At 44.5% G+C, this 533-nt stretch carries 1 protein-coding gene; it reads left to right on the plus strand.

Annotated elements, in window-relative coordinates; translation table 11 throughout:
* Window positions 1–533 (plus strand): Mur ligase family protein (locus B4237_RS08645; protein ID WP_286942731.1); only part of this gene is annotated, 533 nt, incomplete at both ends.

Here is a 533-nt window from a genome sequence, read left to right on the forward strand (position 1 = left end):
TGATTCTGCGTTCTTTGATAAACGCTCTAAATTCGTTCACTATCATCCTAAAACTGCGATTTTAAATAACCTTGAATTTGACCACGCTGACATTTTTGATGATCTTGCTGCAATTCAAAAACAATTCCATCACCTCGTGCGTACCATTCCAAGTGAAGGCTGTATTATTGCGCCAATCACTGAAACTAATATTGATGAAGTACTGGAGCAGGGTTGTTGGACGCCTGTAGTTCGTACTAGCCTTGAGCCAAATGATCAAGCGGCTTTATCTGCTGAACTGATCAGTGCCGATGGTAGCCACTTTAAAGTATTAGAACAGGGCAACGTGGTTGGTGAAGTACAGTGGAATATGACAGGACAGCATAGTGTTGCGAATGCATTGGCAACGATTGCAGCGGCTCAGCATGTCGGTGTTAGCCTTGAGCAAGCTTGCGAAGCCTTATCTAACTTCGGTGGTGTGAAGCGTCGCATGGAGCTTTTGGGAACGGTTCGTGGTATTGAAGTCTATGATGATTTTGCCCATCACCCAACTG

It is taken from the genome of Acinetobacter sp. UBA6526, from assembly GCF_002434875.1.
Lineage (GTDB): Bacteria > Pseudomonadota > Gammaproteobacteria > Pseudomonadales > Moraxellaceae > Acinetobacter > Acinetobacter venetianus.